At 72.9% G+C, this 25,311-nt stretch carries 16 protein-coding genes; 4 read left to right on the top strand and 12 right to left on the bottom strand.

Annotated features, from left to right (window positions below; genetic code table 11):
• Positions 1-2: 2 nt before the first annotated feature.
• Positions 3-1,250 carry an MFS transporter gene (locus tag ABT171_RS23275; protein ID WP_351246713.1) on the bottom strand — a complete coding sequence of 416 codons (1,248 nt, stop codon included), beginning with the start codon at positions 1,248-1,250 and terminating at the stop codon, positions 3-5.
• A gap of 447 nt (positions 1,251-1,697) precedes the next feature.
• The gene (locus tag ABT171_RS23270; protein ID WP_351246711.1) at positions 1,698-2,687 is read right to left on the bottom strand and encodes an aldo/keto reductase; all 990 of its coding nucleotides are present in this window, start codon (positions 2,685-2,687) and stop codon (positions 1,698-1,700) included.
• 455 nt (positions 2,688-3,142) lie between these two features.
• On the opposite strand from ABT171_RS23270, the gene ABT171_RS23265 reads away from it, so the two are divergent.
• Positions 3,143-4,420 (top strand): hypothetical protein, encoded by a 1,278-nt coding sequence (locus ABT171_RS23265; RefSeq protein ID WP_351246709.1) that lies wholly within the window; start codon positions 3,143-3,145, stop codon positions 4,418-4,420.
• Between the two features lie 157 nt (positions 4,421-4,577).
• Positions 4,578-7,952 carry a pyruvate carboxylase gene (locus tag ABT171_RS23260; RefSeq protein WP_351246707.1) on the top strand — a complete coding sequence of 1,125 codons (3,375 nt, stop codon included), beginning with the start codon at positions 4,578-4,580 and terminating at the stop codon, positions 7,950-7,952.
• Between the two features lie 160 nt (positions 7,953-8,112).
• On the opposite strand, the gene ABT171_RS23255 is transcribed toward ABT171_RS23260, so the two are convergent.
• The 4 genes from ABT171_RS23255 to ABT171_RS23240 form a co-directional block, all read right to left on the bottom strand.
• Entirely contained in the window at positions 8,113-10,287 is a 2,175-nt protein-coding gene (locus ABT171_RS23255; protein WP_351246705.1) for a hypothetical protein, read from the bottom strand.
• A 91-nt stretch (positions 10,288-10,378) separates the two neighbouring features.
• Positions 10,379-10,831 (bottom strand): hypothetical protein, encoded by a 453-nt coding sequence (locus tag ABT171_RS23250; RefSeq protein WP_351246703.1) that lies wholly within the window; start codon positions 10,829-10,831, stop codon positions 10,379-10,381.
• Positions 10,832-10,945: 114 nt separating this feature from the next.
• A complete protein-coding gene (locus ABT171_RS23245) occupies positions 10,946-12,154 on the bottom strand; it encodes a carbohydrate-binding protein (protein ID WP_351246701.1) in 1,209 nt (402 codons plus the stop codon).
• Positions 12,155-12,285: 131 nt separating this feature from the next.
• Positions 12,286-14,907, bottom strand: a complete 2,622-nt coding sequence (locus ABT171_RS23240; RefSeq protein WP_503076245.1) for a glycoside hydrolase family 31 protein — start codon at positions 14,905-14,907, stop codon at positions 12,286-12,288.
• A 399-nt stretch (positions 14,908-15,306) separates the two neighbouring features.
• Between ABT171_RS23240 and ABT171_RS23235 the strand changes: the two genes are divergently transcribed.
• Together ABT171_RS23235 and ABT171_RS23230 are read left to right on the top strand one after the other, a co-directional pair.
• Positions 15,307-16,473: a GNAT family N-acetyltransferase gene (locus ABT171_RS23235; RefSeq protein WP_351246699.1), complete on the top strand. Its 1,167-nt coding sequence runs from the start codon at positions 15,307-15,309 to the stop codon at positions 16,471-16,473.
• 106 nt (positions 16,474-16,579) lie between these two features.
• A complete protein-coding gene (locus tag ABT171_RS23230) occupies positions 16,580-19,219 on the top strand; it encodes a WD40/YVTN/BNR-like repeat-containing protein (RefSeq protein ID WP_351246697.1) in 2,640 nt (879 codons plus the stop codon).
• A gap of 60 nt (positions 19,220-19,279) precedes the next feature.
• Here the strand turns inward: ABT171_RS23230 and ABT171_RS23225 are convergent, their stop codons facing one another.
• From ABT171_RS23225 to ABT171_RS23200, 6 genes are all read right to left on the bottom strand, one after another.
• On the bottom strand, positions 19,280-20,029 hold the full coding sequence (locus tag ABT171_RS23225; protein ID WP_351246695.1) for an ABC transporter ATP-binding protein: 750 nt from the start codon (positions 20,027-20,029) through the stop codon (positions 19,280-19,282).
• Positions 20,030-20,032: 3 nt separating this feature from the next.
• On the bottom strand, positions 20,033-21,640 hold the full coding sequence (mdlC, locus tag ABT171_RS23220) for a benzoylformate decarboxylase (RefSeq protein WP_351246693.1): 1,608 nt from the start codon (positions 21,638-21,640) through the stop codon (positions 20,033-20,035).
• Positions 21,637-22,434 (bottom strand): ABC transporter permease, encoded by a 798-nt coding sequence (locus tag ABT171_RS23215; RefSeq protein ID WP_351246691.1) that lies wholly within the window; start codon positions 22,432-22,434, stop codon positions 21,637-21,639. The genes mdlC and ABT171_RS23215 overlap by 4 nt, the downstream gene beginning before the upstream one ends.
• Complete coding sequence (locus tag ABT171_RS23210) at positions 22,431-23,234, bottom strand: ABC transporter permease (RefSeq protein WP_351246689.1); 804 nt, start codon at positions 23,232-23,234, stop codon at positions 22,431-22,433. The genes ABT171_RS23215 and ABT171_RS23210 overlap by 4 nt, the downstream gene beginning before the upstream one ends.
• Entirely contained in the window at positions 23,231-24,172 is a 942-nt protein-coding gene (locus ABT171_RS23205; protein WP_351246687.1) for an ABC transporter substrate-binding protein, read from the bottom strand. The genes ABT171_RS23210 and ABT171_RS23205 overlap by 4 nt, the downstream gene beginning before the upstream one ends.
• 107 nt (positions 24,173-24,279) lie before the next feature.
• Positions 24,280-25,287, bottom strand: a complete 1,008-nt coding sequence (locus tag ABT171_RS23200; protein WP_351246685.1) for a Ppx/GppA family phosphatase — start codon at positions 25,285-25,287, stop codon at positions 24,280-24,282.
• Positions 25,288-25,311: the final 24 nt, after the last annotated feature.

Raw genomic sequence — 25,311 nt, 5'->3', positions numbered from 1 at the left:
CGTCAGGCGGCCGTGCCGAGAGCCTCGCGGCCGGTCACGTCGCCGTCCTTCGCGGTCACGGTCACCGGCATCAGCCCGTCGCGTCGCCGGACCAGCAGGCCCGCGCCGATCGACCCGGCGATCAGCAGACCACCGGCGACCAGGGCGCCGCGCGCACCGGCCCACTCCATGAGCAGGCCCAGCAGGGGCGGCCCGCCGAGGCTCCACACCGTGCCGACGCTGCTCCACACCCCGAGCACCCGGCCGCGCAGATGGGCGGGAGGGTCGGTCTGCAGGACCGCCGTACCGGCCGTGTCGGAGACGGACTCCACCACGGCCATGGGCAGCACCAGCACCATCAGCACGGCCAGCGACGGCGACAGACCGGCGACGACCTGGAGGAGGGCGCCGACGGCCGCCAGCAGGCCCACCGTCCGCACGGAGGGCTTGCGCAGCCGGGCGCCGAGAACCGCACCGATGATGCCGCCGACCGCCAGCACCGTGGAGACGGTGCCGAAGGAGCCGGCACCGCCCGCGAGCGGCCCGGTGACGAGGACGGCGAGCGTGAGGCCGTAGTTGCGGCCGAAGACCGAGCTGATCCCGGTGATCCCGGCGAGCGCCAGCAGCCGGGGCCGGCGTACGAAGAACCTCAGCCCCTCGCGCACGCTCATCTCCGCGGGCGCCGGAACGGCCCGTGCCTCGCCCGCCGGCTCGGCCACGGCCCCGTGCACCGGGCGCAGGAAGGGCACGACCGAGGCCACGAACAGGAACGACAGCCCGTTGGCGGCGTACGCGGCGCCCGTGCCGAGGAAACCGACGGTCACCCCGGCGAGCGCGGTGCCGGCCAGCCGCCCCGCGCTGTGCACGAGGGCACCCACCCCGATCGCCGACGGCACGTCCTCCCTCGGCACGAGATCGTTGCCGAGCAGCGCGCAGGCCGGTCCGTCGACGGTGGCGATGACGCCGGTCACGGCGGCCAGCACCAGCAGCGCCGGCATGTCGATCCGGTCCAGGGCCACCAGCAGCGCCGTGGTGAACGCGACCGAGCCGAGCAGGGCCTGGCTCACCGCGACGGTCAGCTTCCGGGGCCAGCGGTCCACGGCCGCGCCGCCCAGCAGGCTCACGAAAAGCGCCGGGGCCGCCTGTACGGAGATCGACAGGCCGGTCGCCGCGGCGGAACCGGTGATCTGCAGCACGAGCAGGTTCTGCACGGTGAGCTGCATCCAGGTGCCGGCGTTGGAGACGAAGTTCGCGGCCGACCACCAGCGCATGCCGCGATGACGCAGGGAACGCCAGGGCGAGCGCGAGGCGGGAGCGGAGCCGGGCGCGGACGTGGGCAGGGCAGGAGCAGAGGACACAGCGGGGTACTCGACAACCAGACAGGGGAGAGGGACCGGCGGAACCCGTCGGGCCGGCTGCACTGCGCGGCCGGGCCATCCCCGGTCAGGGCGCCGACCATCGTGGCAGACGGGAGGTGACAGTGGTCCCCACGGCACCCGCCCCGACGGCGCAGCGAGCCCCAAACCCCCGTATCCGCCGACCAGTTGGGCCTCGCGTGTGCTTCCTCACAGGCCTCCGCGGAGGGCGCCGGCACACGTGACCCGCGTCACGCCGCGCGGCCGCGCCCGCATCCCGGTCCCGGTGCGTTCGGTCACCGCTACCCGCGCGCCGGCACCGAACCGTCGGCTGAACGCCGGTGCGGCCGGACCCGGCGGCGCTCAGCGGTTCACGGTACGCATCCCCGCCTCGTCGTACCGCTCGCCCGCCGCCGCGGGCAACTCCGCGTCGATGCGGGCCAGGTCCTCCTCGGTCAGCTCGACGGCGACCGCGGCGGCGTTCTGCTCCAGGTAGCTGCGGCGCTTGGTGCCCGGGATCGGCACCAGGTCCTCGCCCTGCGCCAGGACCCAGGCGATGGCCAGCTGGGCCGGGGTCACGTCCTTCTCGGCGGCGATCTCCTTCACCTTCGCCGCCAGCCGCAGGTTCGCCTCCAGGTTGGCGTCCGTGAACCGCGGGTTGGCGCGGCGGAAGTCGTTCTCGTCCAGCTCGTCCGGGGAGGTGAAGCGGCCCGCGAGGAAGCCGCGGCCTAGCGGGGAGTACGGCACGAAGCCGATGCCCAGCTCCCGGCACGCGGGCAGCACCTCGGTCTCCACGTCCCGCGTCCACAGCGAGTACTCGCTCTGCACCGCGGTGACCGGGTGCACGGCGTGCGCCCGCCGGATGGTCTCCGCGCTCGCCTCGCTCAGCCCGATGTACCGCACCTTGCCCTCGGCCACCAGCTCGCCCAGCGCGCCGACCGTCTCCTCGATGGGCACGTTCGGGTCGACCCGGTGCTGGTAGTACAGGTCGATGTGGTCGGTGCCCAGCCGCTCCAGCGAGCCGTGCACCGAGCTGCGCACATGCTCGGCCGAGCCGTCCTGCCGGCCGACCGTGCTCATGTCGCCGGGTACGGCGTCGTCCATGCGGTAGTTGAACTTGGTCGCGATCACGTACTCGTCGCGATGTCCCCGTATCGCCTCGCCGACCAGCGACTCGTTGGTCAGCGGGCCGTACACCTGGGCGGTGTCGAGGAAGGTGACGCCCAGTTCCAGGGCCCGCCGGATGGTCGCGATGCCCTCCTCCTGGTCGGCGGAGCCGTAGAAGGCGGACATCCCCATGCATCCGAGGCCGATGGCCGATACCTGGAGGTCCCGCAGACTGCGCTTCTGCATGCGATGTCCCAGCCCTTCCTGCACACTCGATCGTCGTTGCTCACGGCACGGGGCCATGGACCGCCCCGGTTCCATCTAGCGACGGATCGCGGCATCCGGCATCCCGTGGGGAAAGCCGGGCGCCGGTCACCCGCCTGCCGTACGTCCGTGACGCTACGAGTTGGAGCGCCCTCGAAGTCAACCGAGCACGCCGTGCAGGAGCCTTGTTCCGAGGACGGGTCCGCGCGAGGGGAGGTTGCCTCGCGGCGCCGGATTCACGGCCGCGCGAGCCTGTGGGTCTTCCCACACCCGCGTGTACCCCGAACGGATCTTGACGCCCGTCTTCCGGCTCGCTGGACTGTCACCGATCAGGTCGAACGTCGGTAAAACGCCCCGCACGGTCTGACCGCCGGAAGCGGGGTGAAGGGGGCGAGGGACATGACGGGGGAGCCGGAGGCGACGGGCTGCCGCGCCTCATGACCGCTGAAGGGCACGCAGACCGGTGGCGCTCACTGCTCTTACGGCTCGTCCGGTTCACCGGGCGGACGCTGCGGGCCGAGTGGCACGCCATCGTCGTCGAGCCGGTGCACCGCCTCACCCGGCGCGGACTGTCCGCCCTCCTGCTGGGCTTCGTCGCCGCGTGCGGCGTGATCTTCTTCCACGACATCGCCCAGCACCCGCTCGGCCGGCTGTGGGTCCAGCGGCTCGGGGGCGTCACCGGTGACCTCCCGCTGTGGCTGGCGCTGCTGCGCACCCCCGTGTCGCTGTACGTCCCCGCGCTCGACCTGCCCGTGTGGGCGGGCATCACCTCGCTGTTCCTCTCCTTCGCCCTCGCCGAACTGATCCTGGGCCGGGTCCGGACCCTGGCGATCGCCTACGTCACCACCCTGGCGGGCACGCTCATCGCCCGCGTGATGATCGCGCTGGGCCCCGGCTGGTGGGGTTTCGGCCTGCCGCACGCGTACGGGCGGGTGCTCGACACCGGCCCCTCCGCGGCCGTGGTCGGTCTGTTCACCTATCTCTCGGTGATCCGACGCGCCCCCGTGGTGTTCACCCTGACCGGCGGCTCGATGCTCTGGGAGTCCGTCGCCGTGCCCAACCTGGCCGGGCGCGAGCACCTGGTCGCGGTGGGTACGGCGATCGCCCTCGCCCTCCTGCACGGCCGCCGCCCAGGCCTGCGTGCGTACGTACGATCCCTGCTGCCAAGGCGCCACCACACCCCTGCACCCGCAGCCCCTCGCCCCGGCATCCCCGCGCCCGCACCGGCCCGGCACCACGACCCTGGACCGACAGGGCCCCGGCGTCGCGATGCTGTGCCGGCAGAGATGCGGAACGGCCCCTCCGCGCCCGCGGGAATCCGGCATCGCGACCCTGGACCCGCGGAACCCTGCCCCGGCAGTCCCGTGCCCGCGGCGACCCGGCGCCCCGCCCCTGGACCCGCAGGGCCCCGGCATCGCGACCCTGTGCTCACGGAGATGCCGAACGGCGCCCCGGCACCTGCGGGGACCCAGTACCGCGACCCTGCGCCCGCGGAGCCCTGCCCCAGCAGTCCCGTGCCCGCGGAGACCCGGCGCCACGGCCCTGGACCCGCGGGGACCCGGCGCCGCGGTCCCGATTCCGCGGAGGCGCGGGACGGTGCCACCGCGGCTGCCGGGCCTCCGGTGGTCCCCGCGCCCGTGCTGCCCCGTGCCGCGTCCGCTCCGGTGGCCGGCGGACAGCCGCACGACGCGGCGATGACATCCCTGGAATGCTGAGGCCACAGCGCGGGAGTGTGGCGTCGCCCACCCCGGCGATGTGATGGTTTTCGCACGTCCCGACGTGCGGGTACCCCCTAGGGTGTGCCGCGAGGTACGGCAGGCGTGGCTGACACGATCGTGTTCGTCGCCGGCAGGCAGCTGAAGGGAATCCAGGATGTTCCGCAAGGTGCTGGTCGCCAACCGTGGAGAGATCGCGATCCGCGCGTTCCGGGCGGGCTACGAACTCGGCGCGCGCACCGTCGCCGTGTTCCCGCACGAGGACCGCAACTCGCTGCACCGGCTGAAGGCCGACGAGGCGTACGAGATCGGCGAGCCGGGGCATCCGGTGCGGGCCTATCTCTCCGTCGAGGAGATCGTGGGCGCCGCCCGCCGGGCCGGCGCCGACGCCGTCTACCCCGGTTACGGCTTCCTGTCCGAGAACCCGGAGCTGGCCCGCGCCTGCGAGGAGGCCGGCATCACCTTCGTCGGTCCGGACGCGGCCACCCTGGAGCTGACCGGCAACAAGGCCCGCGCGGTCGCCGCCGCCCGGGCGGCCGGCGTGCCCGTGCTCGGCTCCTCCCAGCCCTCCACCGACGTGGACGAACTGGTGCGCGCCGCCGAGGAGATCGGCTTCCCCGTGTTCGTCAAGGCCGTCGCGGGCGGCGGCGGTCGCGGCATGCGCCGCGTGGAGGACCCCGCCCAGCTGCGCGAGTCCATCGAGGCCGCCTCCCGGGAGGCCGCCTCCGCGTTCGGCGACCCGACCGTCTTCCTGGAGAAGGCCGTCGTCGACCCCCGCCACATCGAGGTGCAGATCCTCGCCGACGGCGAGGGCAACGTGATCCACCTCTACGAGCGCGACTGCTCCCTCCAGCGCCGCCACCAGAAGGTCATCGAACTGGCCCCCGCCCCCAATCTCGACCCCGAGGTGCGGGCGCGGATCTGCGACGACGCGGTGCGCTTCGCGCGCGAGATCGGCTACCGCAACGCGGGCACCGTCGAGTTCCTCCTCGACCCCGCCGGCAACCACGTCTTCATCGAGATGAACCCGCGCATCCAGGTCGAGCACACCGTGACCGAGGAGGTCACGGACGTCGACCTGGTCCAGGCCCAGCTGCGCATCGCCTCCGGCGAGACCCTCGCCGACCTCGGCCTCGCCCAGGACACCATCACCCTGCGCGGCGCCGCCCTCCAGTGCCGCATCACCACCGAGGACCCCGCCAACGGCTTCCGCCCGGACACCGGCCGGATCAGCGCCTACCGCTCCCCGGGCGGCTCCGGCATCCGCCTGGACGGCGGCACCACCCACGCCGGTACGGAGATCAGCGCGCACTTCGACTCGATGCTGGTCAAACTCACCTGCCGGGGCCGCGACTTCAAGGCGGCCGTCGGCCGCGCCCGGCGTGCCGTCGCCGAGTTCCGTATCCGCGGTGTGGCCACCAACATTCCGTTCCTGCAGGCGGTGCTGGACGATCCCGACTTCCAGGCCGGGCGCGTCACCACCTCCTTCATCGAGCAGCGTCCGCACCTGCTCACCGCCCGCTCGTCGGCGGACCGCGGCACCAAGCTGCTCACGTACCTCGCCGACGTGACCGTCAACAAGCCGCACGGCGAACGGCCCGACCTGCTCGACCCCGTCACCAAGCTGCCCCCGCTCCCGGCCGGCGAGCCCCCCGCCGGCTCCCGCCAGCTGCTGGTCGAGCTCGGCCCCGAGGGCTTCGCCCGCCATCTGCGCGAGTCGCCGGCCATCGGCGTCACCGACACCACCTTCCGCGACGCCCACCAGTCCCTGCTCGCCACCCGGGTGCGCACCAAGGACCTCCTCGCCGTCGCCCCGGTCGTCGCCCGCACCCTGCCGCAGCTGCTCTCCCTGGAGTGCTGGGGCGGTGCGACGTACGATGTGGCGCTGCGCTTCCTCGCCGAGGACCCGTGGGAGCGGCTGGCCGCCCTGCGCGAGGCCGTGCCCAACATCTGCCTGCAGATGCTGCTGCGCGGCCGCAACACCGTCGGCTACACGCCGTACCCGACCGAGGTGACCGACGCCTTCGTGCAGGAGGCCGCCGCCACCGGCATCGACATCTTCCGCATCTTCGACGCCCTCAACGACGTCGGCCAGATGCGCCCCGCCATCGACGCCGTACGCGAGACCGGGACCGCGATCGCCGAGGTCGCCCTCTGCTACACCGGCGACCTGGGCGACCCCGCCGAGCGGCTCTACACCCTCGACTACTACCTGCGCCTGGCCGAGCAGATCGTCGACGCCGGCGCCCATGTGCTGGCCGTCAAGGACATGGCCGGCCTGCTGCGCGCCCCCGCCGCCGCCAAGCTCGTCTCGGCGCTGCGCCGCGAGTTCGACCTGCCCGTGCATCTGCACACGCACGACACGGCCGGCGGCCAGCTCGCCACCTACCTCGCCGCGATCCAGGCGGGTGTCGACGCGGTGGACGGCGCGGTCGCGTCGATGGCCGGCACGACCTCGCAGCCGTCGCTGTCGGCGCTCGTCGCCGCCACCGACCACTCCGACCGGCCCACCGGCCTCGACCTGGGGGCCGTCGGCGACCTGGAGCCGTACTGGGAGGGCGTCCGGAAGGTCTACGCCCCGTTCGAGGCGGGCCTCGCCTCCCCGACCGGCCGCGTCTACCACCACGAGATCCCCGGCGGCCAGCTGTCCAACCTGCGCACCCAGGCCGTCGCCCTCGGCCTCGGCGACCGCTTCGAGGACATCGAGGCCATGTACGCCGCCGCCGACCGCATCCTCGGCCGCCTGGTCAAGGTCACCCCGTCCTCCAAGGTCGTCGGCGACCTCGCCCTGCACCTGGTCGGCGCCGGCGTATCCCCGAAGGCCTTCGAGGAGACCCCCGACAGGTTCGACATCCCGGACTCGGTGATCGGCTTCCTGCGCGGCGAGCTGGGCACTCCGCCCGGCGGCTGGCCCGAGCCGTTCCGGACCAAGGCCCTCAAGGGCCGGGCCGCGCCGAAGCCCGCGCCCGAGCTGTCCGCCGAGGACCGCGAGGGCCTGGCCAAGGACCGCCGCGCCACGCTCAACCGGCTGCTGTTCCCCGGCCCCACCCGGGAGTTCGAGACGCACCGGCAGACCTTCGGCGACACCAGCGTCCTGGACAGCAAGGCGTTCTTCTACGGACTGCGTCCCGCCAAGGAGTACGCCGTCGACCTGGAGCCAGGCGTCCGGCTGCTGATCGAGCTGCAGGCGGTCGGCGAGGCCGACGAGCGCGGCATGCGCACCGTGATGTCCTCGCTCAACGGCCAGCTGCGCCCGATCCAGGTCCGCGACCGTGCCGCCGCCTCGGACGTGCCGGTGACCGAGAAGGCCGACCGCGCCAACCCCGGCCATGTCGCGGCGCCGTTCGCCGGGGTGGTGACGCTGGCGGTGGCCGAGGGCGACGAGGTCGCCGCCGGTGCCACCGTCGCGACCATCGAGGCGATGAAGATGGAGGCCACCATCACCGCGCCGAAGGCGGGCCGGGTCTCGCGCCTCGCCATCAACCGGATCCAGCAGGTGGAGGGCGGCGACCTGCTGGTCGAGCTGGCCTGAGCCGCGACCGCCCGGCACGCACGAAACGGCCCCGTGGCACCGGAAGGTGCCACGGGGCCGACGCCGACGGCGAGGAGAGCGAAGGGACTAGCGCGTCGAACCCCTTGCGGGGAGTGAGAAGGAAGCCCCTTCATGGCCTCGCCGCCGCTCACGTTAGCAGTCACTCCGGGATCAGGTCGCGCAGATTTTCCGGGGTGATGATCCGGGACTCCGGGTGCAGCCCCTCCGGCCGCTGCAGGCCCACATAGGTGACCGGGCCGTCCGGGACCGCCTCGCCGCCGTCCCACTCGGTCACGGTCGTGCCGCGCCCGGCGAGCAGCCCGGCGAGGTGGCCGACCGTGAGGTACTCGCGCTCGACGACGCCGCGCAGCAGCGTCGCCACCGACACCTGGTTGCCCTCCACCCGGTTGGCCGCCGGCTGGCCCCCGAGGTACAGGTGCAGCCACTTCGCGTGCCAGCGGCCGTCGGCGTCACGCAGGAAGGCCAGCGGCAGCGCGACCCGGCCGGGTCCGCGCAGCTCCGACTTCATCCGCACCGTGCGCGGCTCGAAGGGGCGGCCGGCCTGCTCTCCCTCGCGCAGCATGAACCCGAAGAAGGACTCCTCGGCCTCCTCGAAGCCCTCCCCGGAGTAGATGTGGACCTGCGGGACGATGAACGTGCCGCGCACGGCGCCCAGGCGCAGGTTGATGAACTCCGAGGCGCCGTCGGGTGCTTCGGTGATGTCGCCGGAGTGCTCGCCCTCGACGTCGGACAGCGCCGTCCAGGACAGCCAGGTGACCGTCTCGTAGTCGGCGTCCAGCAGCAGCGCCGACAGGTCGTAGTCGGTGCGCCGGCAGGTCTGCTTCCAGTACACGAAGAAGCGCAGCAGTTCCCCGTCGACGGGGGAGAGGGAGCCGCGCGGCAGCACGCCGAGGCCGGACGCGGTCGCCTTGCCGCTGAGCGGGAGCGCCACATCGAGCATGGCAGGATCGACCAGCAGCCGGTCCACGGCGGGGAGCCGGCGGCCGATCTCGTCGTCGAGCGCGGTGATCAGCCGCTTGCGCTCCGGCGGCAGCAGGGGCGGCCGTGTGTCGTCGGTGACCCAGGCACGGCCCCGCCGGCCCACGAACACCCTGCGGCCCTCGGCCGCCCCCGCACGGTTGTGCAGGTGCTCGCGCACCGACAGCAGTACCCGGCCGGACACCGCGCCGGCGACCTCCTCGGCCGCGGCGACGACCGTGTCGCGCTCCTCCTGGGTGCGGGCCGTGCGCAGCAGCCGGTCCAGGGAACGGAACAGCCTGCCCGGCGCCGACTCCAGCAGCCGTACCGCCGCGGTGATGTCCCCGGCACCGAGCAGTTCCTCGACGCGGCCCTCGAAGGAACGCGCCCGCCGCTCACCGCGGGCGACGGCGAACACCTCGGCGGCGTGCGGCCACTGCGGGTACTCGTGCGGGTGCAGCCGCTCCCCGAGGCGTTTGAACGCCTCCCGGTGGACCAGGACGTCCGCCAGTCCGGCGGGGGAGGCGGCGACGACGGCGTCCAGATGCGCGAGCAGCGCGCGGCGCACCGGCCGTGACAGGCCCCGGAACCGGGTGGGCTCCTGGAGGGTCACGTCACCGCCGGACAGCGCGCAGGCCAGCCGGAGCACATCGGTGACGGTGTCCAGCAGCAGGTCCGCGCCCAGCCGCAGCCGTGCCCGGTTGACGACGGCCCGGTTCTCCCGCACGGGAATCGCCTCCGGCTGCGGCCCGGCCACGCACGCCCCGGCGAGCAGCTCCAGGTCACGCAGACCGTCCTCGCCCAGGGGGGTGCTGCTCCCGGCCAGGGCCAGGTACAGCGCGGTGACCTCGTCGTCCAGCGCACCGCCGAGGTCCAGCACGGTCAGGCGGTCGCCCGCCGCCGGGACCAGCTCGTCGTGCCGGGCGAGCATCTCGGCGTAGGTGTGCCGGTAGCGGCCGTACGACGGCAGGGTCAGCAGGTCGACCACCCCGCTGACCAGCTGTTTCAGCGTGCCCGTGCGGGTGGAGTCGTCGGTGAGCGCCTCCTCGACGCAGCGCGCCCAGAACTGGACGGTGCCGGGGACGTTCGCCGGGAAGTCGACGAAGTAGACATTGTGCTGGACATGGTCGCCGGCCAGCTCGCGGACGGTCGCCAGGGTGCGGACGGCGGTGCCGACGACCACGCCCTCGGACAGGGACGACAGGCGGACGAGGGCAGCCGCGGAGAGCTTGAAGCCCACCGACATCAGCGCGGCGTCGAACTGCCGCGCCGCCACCTCGCCGCGACCGGCGGGTCCGATGGGGGCGGGGATGCGGTGGGTGTGTCGTACGACCAGCTGTTCGAGGGTGTCGCGCATTGCGGCATGATCGCAGAGGCGCACGAGCCGTCGCACCGCGATTTTGCCGGGCCTGCGCCCGCTGCCGCCGGAGCGGTTCGGTCCCGGCGGTTCAGTCCCAGAGCGGGTAGGTCATGACCTGCTTGAAGGCGTCCGGCCGGGCGTCGGCGTAGATGAGGCTCATCCGCGTGAAGTGCTGCACCGACGGGTGCTTCGTCCAGGACTTGGGCTCGTCCAGGCGGACGGTCACCCGGTAGCCGTGGAAGCGGCCGGCCGCGCAGTACGGCTTGCAGTCGTTGACCCAGTTCACCCCCGTGGCCGTCGCCCCGTCCGGGCTCCACCGCGTCCAGTGGAGCCCCATGAGCCGGCTGTTGCCGTCGCCGCAGGCCAGGATGAAGTCGGCCGGCCGGACGTTCCGGTGCCAGGTGCAGTCGACGAGCACGGGGCGCGGGGGGTCGACCCGGCCGGCCGCGGCCGGCGGACTCGCCGAAGCGGTGGTCATGGCCGCCGTCAGCAGGGCGCCCGCCGCGAGGGTGACCGCCGTTCCCATCACTGTTCCGCGCATGGTCGCTCCCACCCGTCGTGCCGTGTCCGACCGCGTGCACCCGACGCTACGACCGTACGGCCGTTTGCACCAGTCGCGCAGGTCGGGGCGGGTTTCGCCGTGTTCGTCGCGGTCTCAGCAGGCGCCTTCGTCCTGCCACGGTCCCCATTCCGAGGCGCCCGGCACCTCGTTCCGGGTCCACCACTTGGCCTTCCAGTTGTGCTTGTCGTACGAGACCTCGTCGCCCTGCGTGTACACCGCCGAGGAGCTCCACGCGGGCTTGCAGGAGGTCGGCGTCGGGGTCGGGGTCGGCGTCGGGGTGGTGGTGGGCGGGGTGGCGCCGGCGAACTGCACCGAGTACTTCGCGAAGTCCCAGGGGTTCTGGGGGACGCTGGAGCACGTGCCGGAGGTACGGCCCCCGTTGTCCGGCGGACTGCACTGCCGGTCGCGGTTCAGGGACCAGAACGTGAAGCGGTCCATGGCGTGGCTCGTGGCGTACTGCAGCACCGTCTGGAAGTCGGCCTGCGTGAAGTACTCACCCGTGTCGCTGCGGCCGTTCATGCCGGAGAAGCCCTCGTGGGCGTACGCGGTCGCCTGGTCCCAGCCGAAGGTCGACTGCAGGATCGAGTTGAAGTTGGTCAGCGCGCCGGTCTGGCTCGCCGCCCCGTTGAAGCCGCCGTCGAACGGCATGATGGAGAAGTTGTTCGGGGTGAACCCCTGGGACTTGGCCTCCAGCAGCATCTGCTTGCCGAACCAGCCGGTGCCGTCCGCGGTGCCGGCCGTGGTCACGGAGACGTACAGGCCCGGGTTGTTCTGCTGGAGGATCTTGGCCGCGCCGATCTCGTTTTTGATGGCCGCGCTGTTCTCGTACTCCGGCTCCTCCAGGTCGAAGTCGACGGCGTGCAGCCCGTACTTGGTGATGACCTGCTGGTAGGCCGCCGCCGTGGACGCCGCGTCGGAGCAGGCCTGGCCGAGCTTCGTGCCGCCGTAGCCGCCGACGGAGACCGATACGTCGCCGCCCTTGGCGCGGATCGTGCTGATCTTCGACTGTACGGCCGTGTCCGAGGAGACGGGCGCGGTGCCGCCCCAGGTCGGCGAGCAGCCGCCGCCGTCGGGGGCGAGCACGAAGGCCAGCTGGAAGGCCTTGAGGCCGGTCGCGTCCATGAGGGCGCCCGGGTCCGGCGGGTCGTTGTCCAGCGGCATCAGATAGGGCGCGGCGGCGTACCAGCGGTTGCTCAGTGCGGTGGTCGCGCCCGAGGCGTGGCCCGCGACGAGTGCGGTGGTGCCCGCGGCGGCGAGCGTGACGGCCGCTGCCGCGCTCAGACATGCCCGAAGAGGTCTCACTGCGTGCCTCCGGAGGGTGGGGGTGGGGAGTGTCCCCGGAGTGGGGAGCCCCACCCTCCGGCGGCTGTTGCGGTCACGTCAATAAGTTGGACTAGACCAGCTGAGACTTTGGACTAGACCATGCGATCCCTTTACTTGCCGTCGACCAACCGCAGCGCGAACCCCCGGTCAAGTGGCAGGCTCGGCGTCGTGACGGTCGTGACCTGTGTGGCGGGATCGAACGACCAGGACGAGGCGGGCAGTTGGCGGCCGTCGAGGAGTACCCGCGCGGGTGCCGTGCCGCCGTGCACGGTGAACCGGTAGCCGCGGGCGTCCACCTTGCCGGCGTAGTCACCCCTGCTCGCGCCCACCGAGACGGTCGTCCCCCTGCCGTCGCCGCGCACCGACACCCGCTGGGTCGCGGCCGCGCCCTCGGCGAAGTCACGGGTCACCCCGTCGTCCTCGTACAGCGTGTAGTGGCCCGTGCCGCGGGCCGCCGGATACAGGTCCCAGTCCAGCTCGTGCCGGTCCCGGGTCTGCCAACTCGTGGTCCCCTCCGGCCACATCGGTACGATCGCGCCCTCGCGCACGAACAACGGGAGCGTGTCGAGCGGGGCGTGGTAGCCGTTGAGCGTGGTCGGACCCTGGTAGGTGCGGCCGGTCCAGTAGTCCGTCCACGTGCCCTTCGGCAGGTAGATCCCGTCCCGGGTGTCGGAGTCCTGGTAGACCGGGGCGACCAGGAAGTCGCGGCCCGACAGGAACTCGTACTTCGCCTGGTCCCCCAGGGTGCTGGGGTCGTCCGGGTACTCCAGCCACAGCGGACGCACCGCGCCCACCCCCGTCTTGGCCGCCTCGGCGGACAGCGTGTACATGTACGGCAGCAGCCGCTCCTTGAGCTGCAGGTACTTCCGGTTGATGGAGGTGTACGGCTCCCCGTCCCGCCAGGGCTGCTGGTCGGCGGGCTTGCCGGAGGTGAGGTCCGAGGCCCAGCCGTCCATGGTCATGATGGCCGGCAGGAACGCCTTCCACTGCAGGTCGCGGGCGTACATCTTGGCGTCGTGGCGGTAGATGCTGCCCACGTCGCCGGTGTTGTAGGAGATGCCGGACAGCGTCGCGCCGGCGTAGGTCGGGATCTGCCAGCGGATGTAGTCCCAGGACAGCTTCTGGTCGCCGCTCCACAGCACCCCGCAGCGCTGGGCGCCCGCCCAGGACACCGGCAGCCACACGAAACCGCGGGCGTCGCTGTGGTCCTCGATCCCCTTCTTGGCGGCGTCGCACGCGTCCAGGGCGAACTTGTAGCCGTTGCCGACCCAGGCCACGTCCAGCTTGGCCACCCGCTGACCCGCCTTCACCTGGTCGGCGAGCTTGTCGATGCCGTCCTGGGTCCACAGGCCGAGCTGGGCGTGGTGGTCCTGCAGGCCCTTGGCGGTCTGCTCCAGGTTCTCGTACCCGCAGCCGTAGCCGTCGTTGACCAGCATCCAGCCCAGCGGCATCCGGTTCTGCGTGTACCCGTCGGCGACCTTCAACGCGTCCAGGGTGTGCCGCTCGCCCCGGTTGGCGTTGTGCAGGTAGCAGTCCGAGTCGCCGGGTTCGAGGCCGTACACCGGGGGCATGAACGGCTTGCCCGTCAACGCCGTGTACTGGCCGATCACCTGCTTGGCGCCACCGAGGAAGTAGTAGGCGTCCAGGCGCCGTTCCTGCTGGCCGGTGGTCACGGGCTGCCCGAAGGTGTACACGCCCGGGGCGAAGGTGTTGCGGAAGACGCCGTAGCCCGCGCTGGAGAGGTAGAACGGCTGGGAGTTGTTGTAGCCGCCCTCGTTCCAGTCGAAGCTGTTGGACACGTACATCGTCTGCCCGCGGTGCGAGAAGCTGCCGTTCTGCTCGCCGCCGCCGAAGAACTGCTCGTCCGCGCCGCGTACGAGGCTCTGCCGCATGCCGCCGGTCGACCAGCGCAGCGGTTTGTCCTCCTGCCAGACGCGGGTGCGGTTGTCGGGCCGGTACAGCCCGAAACGCAGCGGGCTCTTGTACACGCGCAGGACGGCGCGCGGGGAGCGGATGCCGTAGTAGTCGCCCGCGTCGAAGGACGAGGTGCGCCGCTCCGGGGCGGGCTGCTTGCGGACGATGGCGGTGCCCGCGGGATCGCTCAGCGAGCCGGACGGGTCGGCCTGGAGCCGCAGCTGACCGCCTGCCAGGAAGTCGGCGCGGGCCGTCAGCCGTCCGGCCCCGATGGTGTAACTGCCCTCACCGCCCGAGAAGGACGTGAGGTCACCGGCGTCGGTGGTGGCCGGCAGGTACGCGGTGCCGGTGAAGGAGCCGCCGTGCACGTCGTACGGCACGACCACCACGTGGTAGGTCCCCGACGCCCGCGGGATCACCGTGGCCTCCGGGTCGGCGGTGCCCGCACTGGACGCCACCTGCTTGCCGTGGTCGTCGTACACGTACAGGTCGAAGTCGTCGGAGGGCTTCTCCCACCTGACCGACAGCGGGACGCCGCCTTCCGGGTTGTCGTCCCAGTAGCCGTCCGGCACCGAGACCGTCAGGTCGAAACGGTCGCAGACCTTGTCGTCCGGGTCGGTCGCGGCGTCCGGACAGCTCTCGGCGCCGCCGCCGGTGCCCTTGGCGTACACCGGGCTCTGCCAGTTGACGCTGCCGTGGGCGGGGTCGAGTACGGCCCCGGTCGCGGTCGCGGCGGCCCGGGCGGGCACCGGGGCGGCGAGCGCGGTCCCCGCCAGGGCGGCCGCCAGCCCCAGCGGAATCCAGGCCGGCCACGGCACACGATGGCGCAGTCTTCGCGGTCTTTGCACGGCGGAACAGCTCCCCTCGCAGCACTGCGGACTGACTGTTCTAGCTTGCTGCTCGTAAGCGCTCGAAATGAGCGGCAATCGAGCAACTTCAAGCAGGAGCCTCGGGGTTGGCGCAGGTTCATGTCAAGAGTGGAGGGGAGGGGGCCGGGACCCCCGGCCCGCCGAGGAGGTCCTTTACAAAGGGTTGTCCCCGATGTCCGCGTACCCGTGGCGGACCATCCGTCGCCTGAGGCACCCTTGACAGTGTGCGTACTGTTTCGCGACGTTTGAGCAGTCGCGCGCGGAGGGGATGCGGCGCACATCGGTACCAATGGCAGGACGCGCCCGGCGCGTCATGGGGGGAGCGGTCGCCCATGCGATCCATGAGCCATGATCCACACGCCTCACCGGCCGAAGGGCGGTCGAACTGAGGTGGAGATCACCATCCACAGACCCGGCGAGCTGACGCCCGAGCTGCGCGGGGCCTGGCACCGCGCGATGGACGAGTCACCCGAGTACGCCAACCCCTTCCTCGCACCGGAGTTCGCGATCGGCGTCGGCCGGTACCGCAGCGGCGCGCGGGTCGCGGTCCTGCGCGAGGGCGGGGAGCCGGCCGGGTTCTTCCCGTACGAGCGGGGGCCGCTCGGCACCGGGCGGGCCATCGGGCTGGGACTGTCCGACTGCCAGGCGCTCGTGCACCGGCCCGGGGTCACCTGGGACGCGGGGGAACTGCTGCGCGCCTGCCGGCTGAGCATCTTCGAGTTCGACCATCTGGTCCAGGAGCAGCGGCCGTTCGCGCCGCACGTCACCGGAACCTTCGCCTCCCCGGTGATCGATGTGAAGCCCGGCGACGGCGGGTATCCGGAGTGGCTGCGCGGCACCTATCCGGGCCTGGCCAAGACGACACTGAAGAAGGAGCGGCGGCTCGGCCGGGACATCGGTGAGGTGCGGTTCGTCTTCGACGAGCGCGACCCGCAGGCACTGCGCACGCTCATGCGCTGGAAGTCCGCGCAGTACCGCAGGACCGGCCGCATGGACCGGTTCTCCCGGCCGTGGATCGTCGGCCTCGTCGACCATCTCTTCCGGGTCCGCGAGGAGCACTTCACCGGGGTGCTGTCCGTGCTGTACGCGGGCGACCGGCCGGTGGCCGCCCACTTCGGTCCCCGGTCGAGCACGGTGCTGGCGGCGTGGTTCACCGCCTACGACCCCGAACTCCACTACTACTCACCGGGGTTGATGATGCACCTGCGGACCGCCGAGGCGGCCGCCCGGCACGGTGCGACCCTCGTGGACCTCGGGCGCGGCGACAAGGAGTACAAGGACTGGCTGAAGACCCGTGAACTGCGGGTCGCCGAGGGCTTCGTGGCCCGCCCGCACCCGGTGGCGCTGGCCCAGCGGCTCTGGCGCAGGCCGGTACGCGGACTGCGGAACACGGTGCTGGCCCATCCCGGTCTGCGAGATCCGGCCGACCGGCTGCTGAAGACGGCGGGCAGGCTCCGCGCCCAGGGAGCGGCGGCTGCGCCGGGCGCGCGGAAGAACCGGCTTCCGGAGCCGTAACTACTGGCAGGTTCTCGTCAAAACTTCCTCAAGCGGCGGACGTTCTCCCGTCCGCGTGGTCGGGTCTCCTGCGTCAGCTGTGTCGGCTGCCCCCAGGAGGTCCTCGGTGTCCCTGCCCACCCACAGAAGACGGTGGCTGAGCATCTGTGCGCTCACCGCGTCCGCCGCGCTCGTCGCGATACCCCCGTCCGCCGCCTCCGGGCGGGGGACCAGCCCCTTCGGAGTCCGCACGCTCGGCCAACTCGCCGAGCAGCGGGCGCAGCCGGTGGGCGCCGCCGCACCGCACGCGGCGGCGGGCGACGACGACGGCAACGAAGCGGACGAGATCGCCGAGGGCGCCGACCAGTACGCCGAGGCCCGCACCTCACCGGGTGTCGTCGCACCGGGCGCGTACGGCGCCGCCTGGCACGGCCTCACCCATCTCCGCAGCACCGGCGGCCACTGGCGCAACATCACCGGTCTGCCCTACGACTCCGACGACCCGCGCTACCGCGACATCGACTCCAACTCCAGCGGCGGAGGCGGGAACGTCACCGGCCGGATGGCGGCGATCGCCGCCGACGACGACGGTTACGTCTACGCGGGCAGCGCCGGCGGCGGGGTGTGGCGCTCGCGCACGGGCGGCGGTCACTGGCAGCCCGTCAGCGACCGGCTGCCCGCCCAGTCCACCGGTGCCCTGGCCCTCGACGGCGCGGGCCGGCTCTGGCTCGGCACCGGCGAGGCCACCACCAACTCCGACGCCTACCTCGGCAGCGGCGTCTACGTCCTCGCCCACCCGCACCACGGCACCTTCTCCGCACGCAGCAGGGTCGGCGGCGACGAACTGGAGAGCACCACCATCCACGAGCTGCGCTTCGGCGGCGACAAGGTGTGGGCGGCCACCGGCAAGGGTGTGTGGAGCCACTCCACGAAGCGGCTGAGCGGCCCCTGGAAACTGGAGTTCGCGCCCAACCCCGACTTCCTGCCCGGCGGGTCCCGGGCCGACGACCCGGACGCGCCGTACAAGAACATCGCCAACGACATCGCCATCGACCCCAAGGACCCCTCCAAGGTGGTCCTCGCCGTCGGCTGGCGCGCCGGCGACGACTACAACGGCTTCTACACCAAGGCGGGCGGCGCCTGGACCCGGATCACCGGCGGCCTCGGTGACCTCCCGGCCGACGCCGGCAACGTCGGCAACGTCACCTTCGCCCGCTCAGCCGACGGCTCCCGCTACTACGCCGTCGACCAGTCCCCGGAGCAGCTGAAGACCAACCCGGACAGCGGCCTGGAGGGCATCTACGTCTCCAGGTCGGGCTCTCCGTCCGGCCCCTGGACGAAGATCGCCGACTACAAGGGCCTGGCCGCCGACAACTCGGCGCTGACCACGGCCGGTTACATGCCCGGCGTCCAGGCCTGGTACAACCAGTTCCTCGCCGTGGACCCGGCCGACCCGCAGCATGTGTACGCGGGCCTGGAGGAGGTCTACGAGACCAAGGACGGCGGCGCGAACTGGTCCACGGTCGCCCCGTACTGGAACTTCCCCTTCCCCTGCTGGAGCATCGACCCCGGCCGGCAGACCGGTGACTGCCACCAGACCACCCACTCCGACCAGCACGGCGTGGCGATCGGCCGCTACCACGGCACGAGCTTCGTCTACGTCGGCAACGACGGCGGCGTCTACAAGCGCCCGGTGAACGGCGCCCAGGACGCCTCCGGCCACGCCACCGACTGGACCTCGCTCAACGACGGCACCATCGACACCCTGCAGTACTACTCCGTCGGCATCGGCAAGGACCTCGGCCACGGCGGCCTGTCCGTCACCGGCGGCCTGCAGGACAACGGCCAGTCCATCCTGCGCGGCGACGACAAGGCCATGGGCTCGAACTTCGGCGGCGACGGCGGCGACACCCTCACCGACCCCGCGAACGGCTGCAACATCGCCCAGGAGTACGTCTACCTCGCCGTCCAGGTCACCCAGAACTGCGCGGTCAACGACGGCAGCTGGGCCACCGACCCGAGCAAGGCCACCTCGTACTCCGTCGCCCCGCCCGACAACGCCACCAGCGAGGCCCGCTTCATCGCCCCGCTCGCCGCGGACCTGAAGGACGGCAACACCTGGGTCGCCGGCGGCCGCCACATCTGGGTCCAGACCCACGGCTACGCCATCCGCAGCGGCAAGGAGTGGACCAGCGTCCACGACTTCGGCGCCGGCCGGGTCGCGACCGCCGTCGCCGCGTCCGGCGGGAAGATCTACGCCGCCTGGTGCGGCCCCTGCAACAACCAGGGCTTCGCCCGCGGCATCGCCGTCGGCAACGCGGACGGCACCGGCTGGCACGACATCGGCCTGCCCGTCGACGGCACGGTGCCCCACCGCTACCTGAGCGGCTTCGCCGTCGACCCGAAGAACGCCGACCACGTCTTCCTCGCCGTCAACGGCTTCTCCCGGCACTGGACCGAGGGCCCCGGCGCGGGCGTCGGCCATGTCTTCGAGTCCACCGACGGCGGCACGACCTGGAAGGACATCTCGGCCAACCTGCCCGACGTGCCCGCCGACTCCGCGCTGGTGACGGCGGACGGCGGCCTCGCCGTCGCCACCGACCTCGGCGTCGTCTACCGCGCCCCGGGCCGCACCACCTGGCAGCGGATCGGCAGCCTGCCGGCCGTCGCCGTGCTCCAGCTCAAGGCGAGCCCGGACGGCGGCACCCTGTACGCCGCCACCCACGGCCGCGGGATCTACACCGTGCGGGTGCGCGACCTCCGCTGACGGCCGTACGCCGGGTGGCCCCGGGCCTTCCGGGGTCACCCTTCCCGCCCGCCGGGAGACTCAGCCGCCGCGGACCGCCCGGCCCACCTCCGTGCGCAGCTGCACGAACCCGGGCAGGCTCCGCGTGCTGATCTGGTCCCGTTCCCGGGGCAGGCCGACCGGCAGGTCGCGGACCACGTGGGAGCCGGGGCCGGGGGAGAGGACGACGACGCGGTCGCCGACGTACACGCTCTCGTCGATGTCGTGGGTGACGAACACGATGGTCGTGGCGTTCGTGCGATGGAGTTCCAGCAGCAGGTCCTCCAGATCCTCCCGGGTGCCCGCGTCCAGCGAGCCGAACGGCTCGTCCATCAGCAGCAGCGAGGGCCGGCAGACCAGGGCACGGGCGATGGCGACGCGTTGCTGCATGCCGCCGGACAGCTCGCCCGGATGGCGCCGGGCGGCCCCGGGAAGGCCGACGCGTTCGAGGATCGTCTCGGCCTCGGCCCGGCGGGCCGCCCGCCCGAGGCCCCGGCGGCGCAGCGGCAGGGCGACGTTGTCGCGGACGGTGAGCCAGGGCAGCAGTGAGCGGCCGTACTCCTGGAAGACGACCGCGAGCCGGTCCGGTACGCCCGTCACCGGTGTCCCGTCGATCGTGATCGTGCCCTCCTGCGCGGGCAGCAGCCCGGCGATGGTGCGCAGCAGCGTGGACTTGCCGCAGCCGGAGGGCCCGACCACGCTGAGGAGCTGGCCGTCGGGCACGGTGAGGCTGATGCCGTCCAGCACCTGCTGGTCGCCGAAGTGCCGGCTGACGGAGTCGAGGCGCAGCATCCCTCACCCGGCCCAGGGCTCGTACAGGGTGCCCGCGCTGCCGCTGACCTTCAGGTGCAGCAGGAAGGGTCCGGTGTCGTCGCCCCGGCCGAGGGCGTGGTCCAGCGCGTGCGGCAGCTCCTCGGGGTGCTCGGCGCGGGCCGCCGGGCAGCCGAAGGACTCCGCGAGGGCCGCGAAGTCGATGCCCGTGATGTCCGTGCCGGGGACGGGTGCGACGCCGATCCGGCGGCCCAGCGCGCGGACGGCCGCGTAGCCGCCGTTGTCCAGCAGCACACAGCTGACCGGCGCCGCGTGCCGGGCCGCGGTCCACAGGGCCTGCACCGAGTACAGCGCCGAACCGTCACCGACCACGCACACCACCCGGCGCCGGCCGGCGAGCGCCCGGCCGACGGCCAGCGGCAGGCCCCAGCCGAGCGCCCCGCTGCCCGTGGTGAGGAAGCCGCCGCCCGTCTCGACGGGCACGCGCGCGTGGAGGGTGTCGCGGTGGCTCGGTGCCTCCTCGACGAGCACCCGCTCGCGCGGGAGCCGGGCGCGCAGCAGGTCGAAGAGGAGTTCCGGGGTGATGTGCTCCCCGGCGCGGGCCGGTGCGGGGGCCGGCCGGGGCGGCGGCGGGTCGCGGTCGGGTTCCCCGAGCAGCTCGGTGAGCCGGGTCAGGGCGGGCCGCAGGGTGGTGACGATGCTGGTGCCGGTGGGCAGCCAGGCCGCCTGGCCGGGGTCGCAGTCCAGGTGGAACAGCTCGGTGCCGGGTGCGAGCGGTGGCCCGTCGTCCGCCACGTGGTAGGTGAACACCGGTGCGCCGAGGGCGACCACCACGTCGTACGGCGCGAGCCGCGCGGCCAGTTGCCGGGCCACCGGCGGCAGGAACCCCTGGAACAGCGGATGCGACTCGGGGAAGCCGGAGCGGCCGGAGAGCGGGCTGATCCACACCCCGGCCCGGATCCGCTCGGCCAGCGCCCGGACCGGTTCCAGCGCGTCCTCGTCGTCCACGCCCGGCCCCACCACCAGCGCGGGGCGGGCGCAGGCGGCCAGCCGGGCGGCGAGCGCGTCGAGGGCGTCGGGGCCGGCGGTGAACGCCGTGTGCACCGTGCGGGGCGTGACGGGTGCGGCGGGCCGGTCCCAGTCGTCCTCGGGTACGGACACGAACACCGGGCCGCGCGGAGGCGTCATCGCGATCCGGTACGCCTCGGCGAGCACGGCCGGCACGTCCTCGGCCCGCTCCGGCTGGCGGGCGTACTTCACGTACGGGCGGGGGAACAGGGCCGGTTCGTCGGCGCCGAGGAACGGCCGCAACTGGATGAGGGAGCGGGCCTGCTGCCCGGCCACGACCACCAGCGGCACCCGGTCGCGGAAGGCGTTGAAGACGGCGCCGAGCGCGTGCCCCACCCCGCCGGCCGAGTGCAGGCTGACGAAGGCGGCGCGTCGGGTGCCGAGCGCGTGCCCGGCCGCCATGCCGACCACGACGGACTCCTGCAGGCCCAGCACATAGCCGAAGTCGTCCGGCCAGTCGCGGAACATCCGCAGTTCCGTGGAGCCCGGATTGCCGAAGACCGTGGTCATGCCGGTGTCGCGCAGAAACCGTACGACCGCCTCGCGGACCGTGCCCGTCGTCATGCCGTCCTCCTCGCCGGTGTCCTCGGGCCGACGAGCCGCTTCTCGATCGCCAGCAGTCCGGTGTTGAGCAGATACCCGAGCGTCCCCAGCAGCACCAGCGCCGCCCACACCGTGAGCAGGTCGGAGCGGGTCTGGGCGTCGGTGAGCGTGAAGCCGATGCCGTTGTCGCTGCCCGGCAGCAGCTCCGCGAACACCATCAGGATCAGGCACAGCGACAGGCTGAGCCGCAGCCCCGCGAAGATCCGGGGCAGCGCCGAGGGCAGGATCAGGAACCACAGCCGCTCCGGCGCCGTCAGCCGCAGCACCGCCGCCACCTGGAGCCGCAGCGGGTCCGTGGTCCGGGCGCCCTCGGCCGAGTTGACCAGCACCGGCCACACGGCGCTGAACACGATCGACGCCACCTGCATCGGCGTACCGAAGTCGAAGACCACGACGAACACCGGCACCAGGGCCGGCGGCGGTACGGCCCGGGCGAACTGGAGCACCGGGTTGCACAGCGCGTACGCCCGCCGGGAGCGGCCCACCGCGATCCCCAGGACGGTCCCGGCGACGGCGGCGAGCGCGAAACCGGCCGCCATCCGGCCGAGGCTCGGCAGGATGGTGCCGACGGCGGCCGGGGTGAGGAACAGATGGCCGGCGGGCCCGGAGAACCACAGGTCGCGGGCGTGCCGGGCGATGCGCAGCGGCGGCGGGAAGTACACACTGCCCTGCGCACGGGCGGCCGCCTCCCAGCCGACGACGGCGAGGAGGAGCACGGCCCAGCGCAGCACCAGGGGCAGCGCGGTGCGGTTCATCGCCGCGTCCCCCGCCGCGACCGCCCCGCCGCTTCGGCGGGTTGCTGTGCCCAGGCGAACAACCGGCGCTCCACCCCGACCAGTACGCCGTTGATCACCAGCCCCAGGGCTCCCGCCCACACCACCCCCGCCAGCACGTCCCGCGTGCCGTCCGTCGCCGTCTCCGCCTGGGCGATGAAGATGCCGAGGCCCTGGCCGAAGCCGGAGAGGATCTCCGTCGCGACGGCGAGGATCAGGGCGACCGAGGCCGAGATCCGCACACCGGCGGCGATGAACGGGGCGGTGGCCGGCAACTCCACCCGCAGCAGCACCGCGAGCCGCCCGAACCCGAAGGCGCGCAGGGTGTCCTTGGCCAGCGGGTCGGTCTCGCCGAGGCCGTAGACGGTGTTGAACAGCACCGGCCACAGCGACGCGTACGCGATCAGCGCCACCTCCGTCTCCGTGCCCGACCCGAGCAGCAGCGACACCAGCGGGACCAGCGCGACCGACGGCAGGGGCCGCAGGAACTCGATCACCGCGCGGGCGGCGGCCTCCACCACCGGTACCGCGCCCAGCAGCAGCCCCAGCGGTACGGCGATCGCGCAGGCGAGCCCGAGCCCCAGCGCCCACGCCCGCAGCGTCACCCCCACCCCGTCGAGAAAGGACGGGGTACCCGCCAGCCGGGCGGCGCGGGCGAGGACTTCGGAGGCGGGCGGCAGATAGCTGCGCCGTACGATCCCGGCGCGGGAGACCGCCTCGCAGGCCCCGAAGGCCGCCGCCGCGCCGAGCAGGCCCAGCAGGACCTCCTGTCGCCGGGTCATTTCAGCAGCAGGGGTGCCGGGTCGATGTCCTTCTTCAACAGCCCCTGGGTGCGCATGAGCCGGATCAGCCGGCGCAGCGCGGCCGGGTCGGCGGTCACCGGATAGGCGGGCAGGTGGATCGACTTGGCCTGGTCCGCGCCGACCTTGGCGTACTTCGGCAGTTCCGTGCGCACCGCTCCAGGATCCCCGGCGGCGAGCCGGGAGGCCGCCTCGACGGCACGCCGGAAGCCGGCCGCCGCCTTCGGGTTCTTCTTCACGAAGCCGGCCGTGGTGACGTACCCGCTGGCGGGCAGCCCCCGTGCCGGGCCCGAACCGGCGTCCAGCAGCACCCGCGCGCCCAGCTCGCCCTGGATCGCGGTGTCGAAGGGCTCCACCGCGTGCGCGGCGTCCACCTGGCCCTTCTCCAGGGCGGGGCCCATCTGCGGGAACAGGAGCTGCCGGTAGACGGGCCGCCCGGCGCCCCGGGCGTCGAGGATCGCGTTCAGGGTCAGGGACTGGATGTTGTTGAGGACGGCGACGGCGACCTTCCTGCCCGCGAGGTCCTCCGGTGTCTTCAGCGCCGAGTCCCTGGGCACGAGGACGTCCATCATGTGCGGGGCGATCCGGACGCCCTCGGCGAGGATGCGCAGATCCAGGGTGCCCTTCTCATAGGCCTGGAGATAGGTGACGTAGTTCGCGCTGGCGATCACGTCCACCTGGCCCTTGAGCAGCGCGGGCAGTGCCTGGATGCTCTGCTGGACCGGCTGGATGCGCACGTCCAGGCCCTCCTTGGCGAACAGCCCGCGGTCCCGGGCGAGATAGAGGGCGGCCGAGTCGGTGAGCGGCAGCGCCGCCACGGTCAGCTGCTGCCGTCCGTCGCCGGGGGACGACGTCCCGCCGCTGTCGCAGCCCACGAGGACCAGCGCGGCTGAGGCGACGAGCGCGGCGAGGCGTTTCATTCCCGGTCGTGACCGACGTAAAGGCATACGGGCATGACTACCCTGCATTTGTCATGATCGCTACAGGTTCGAGGGTCGGTTTCGGGATCTTTGGAGAAATACGAACACTACGCCGGTGGACTCGCGATGCGCAGCGGTGCCGCGGAGGGCGGAGCAGCCGTGCCGGCGGCGCCGGTGGCGTCCGTCCACCAGTCCGCGCCGTCCTCGACGTAGCGCAGCAGCACGCCCTCGCGGATCGCCCACGGGCAGACGACGGCCCCGCGCAACCCCATGAGCTTCAGCGCCGTGTGCCCGACGACCGCTCCGGCCAGGCTCTGCGCGGCGCGCGGCGCGGAGATCCCGGGCAGCTGGGCACGCTCGGCGGCGGGCAGCGCGGCCAGCGTGCGGACCGCCTCGCGCAGATCCCGGCAGCGCATCTCCCGCGGTACGAACGGGCCGTACCGCCCGGGCGGCGCCCCGCACAGCCGGGCCAGCTGCTGGAACGTCCGTGAGCTGACCGCGGCGGTGCGCGGCCGTTCCCAGCGGATCCGCGAGGCCACGTCCCGCAGCTCATGGCGGATCCGGCGGCGCAGCTCCTTCAGCTCGGCCTGCCCCGGCGGGTCCTGGGCGCCCAAGTACTCCTGGGTCAGCCGGTTCGCGCCGAGCGGGAGGGAGGCGGCGAAGTCGGGCAGCCGGCCCCGGCCGAAGGCCACCTCCAGGGAGCCGCCGCCGATGTCGAGCACCGCGAGCGGACCGGCGTGCCAGCCCAGCCAGCGCCGGGCCGCCAGGAACGTCAGCTCGGCCTCGGTCTCGCCCGGCAGCGTACAGATGCGGATCCCGGTGCCCGCCGCGACCCGGCGCAGCACCTCCTGCCGGTTCGGGGCGCCGCGCACCACCGCGGTCGCGAAGGCCAGCGGCCCCGCCGCATGCCACCTGCGGGCCGTGGCACCCGCCGCGCCCACCGCCTGCACCAGCTGCTCCACCGCCTCGTCGGCGATGCTGCCGTCCGGACCGACGTGTTCGGACAGGCGCAGCTTCCACTTGACGGTGTGCACCGGCAGCGGAACACCGCCCTCCACATCCGCGATCACCAACCGAACCGTGTTCGACCCCGCATCCACCACACTCACCCGCATGGCCGGGAAGTACCCAATTTCCCG

It is taken from the genome of Streptomyces sp. NPDC001851, from assembly GCF_040297165.1.
GTDB lineage: Bacteria > Actinomycetota > Actinomycetes > Streptomycetales > Streptomycetaceae > Streptomyces.
This window is presented reverse-complemented; position numbering and strand designations above follow the sequence as displayed.

Coding starts and splice junctions, on each gene's coding strand:
- ABT171_RS23200 (WP_351246685.1), bottom strand. CDS start 25,287: ATGCGGGTGAGTGTGGTGGATGCGGGGTCGAACACGGTTCGGTTGGTG.
- ABT171_RS23265 (WP_351246709.1), top strand. CDS start 3,143: ATGACCGCTGAAGGGCACGCAGACCGGTGGCGCTCACTGCTCTTACGG.
- ABT171_RS23260 (WP_351246707.1), top strand. CDS start 4,578: ATGTTCCGCAAGGTGCTGGTCGCCAACCGTGGAGAGATCGCGATCCGC.
- ABT171_RS23235 (WP_351246699.1), top strand. CDS start 15,307: ATGATCCACACGCCTCACCGGCCGAAGGGCGGTCGAACTGAGGTGGAG.
- ABT171_RS23275 (WP_351246713.1), bottom strand. CDS start 1,250: ATGCGCTGGTGGTCGGCCGCGAACTTCGTCTCCAACGCCGGCACCTGG.
- ABT171_RS23270 (WP_351246711.1), bottom strand. CDS start 2,687: ATGCAGAAGCGCAGTCTGCGGGACCTCCAGGTATCGGCCATCGGCCTC.
- ABT171_RS23210 (WP_351246689.1), bottom strand. CDS start 23,234: ATGACCCGGCGACAGGAGGTCCTGCTGGGCCTGCTCGGCGCGGCGGCG.
- ABT171_RS23215 (WP_351246691.1), bottom strand. CDS start 22,434: ATGAACCGCACCGCGCTGCCCCTGGTGCTGCGCTGGGCCGTGCTCCTC.
- ABT171_RS23250 (WP_351246703.1), bottom strand. CDS start 10,831: ATGCGCGGAACAGTGATGGGAACGGCGGTCACCCTCGCGGCGGGCGCC.
- ABT171_RS23225 (WP_351246695.1), bottom strand. CDS start 20,029: ATGCTGCGCCTCGACTCCGTCAGCCGGCACTTCGGCGACCAGCAGGTG.
- ABT171_RS23205 (WP_351246687.1), bottom strand. CDS start 24,172: ATGAAACGCCTCGCCGCGCTCGTCGCCTCAGCCGCGCTGGTCCTCGTG.
- mdlC (WP_351246693.1), bottom strand. CDS start 21,640: ATGACGACGGGCACGGTCCGCGAGGCGGTCGTACGGTTTCTGCGCGAC.
- ABT171_RS23255 (WP_351246705.1), bottom strand. CDS start 10,287: ATGCGCGACACCCTCGAACAGCTGGTCGTACGACACACCCACCGCATC.